Genomic DNA, 376 nt, shown 5'->3' with positions numbered 1-376 from the left:
GGACGCGTTGCGCCGCGCCCCGGGTACGATGGCCTTCTACGAACCGCTGCACGAGGCACTCGCTGGCCTGACCCTGGCGGAAATCGACCGCAATTCGGCGGCTTCCTGGCCATCCGGCCACCCGGTGGGCGCGCCGTATTTTCAGGAATATGCCCCTCTGCTCGCGCGACGCGCCGGCGCCACCGGGTTTCAGCCGCGTTTTTCCTACCACGACCACTTCCTGCTGCCGCGGGCACCGGATGGCGCGCTCTCCGCCTGGCTGCATGGCCTGGTGGAGGAGGCGCATTGCGCCGATGCCCTGCCAGTCCTGAAATTCTGCCGCAGTCTGGGGCGCGTCGGCTGGATGCGGCGCCGCTTTCCTCGCGCGCTCCATATC

1 protein-coding gene is annotated in these 376 nt (G+C 68.9%); it reads left to right on the top strand.

Annotation, left to right across the window (positions count from 1 at the left end):
• Positions 1–28 precede the first annotated feature (28 nt).
• Positions 29–376 (top strand): hypothetical protein (locus tag R5H29_RS22835; RefSeq protein ID WP_332329903.1); only part of this gene is annotated, 348 nt, incomplete at its 3' end.

The organism is Stenotrophomonas sp. A3_2, assembly GCF_036624925.1.
Lineage (GTDB): Bacteria > Pseudomonadota > Gammaproteobacteria > Xanthomonadales > Xanthomonadaceae > Stenotrophomonas > Stenotrophomonas hibiscicola.
The sequence above is the reverse complement of the archived record's forward strand: the minus strand, read 5'-3'. Positions and strand labels throughout refer to the sequence as shown.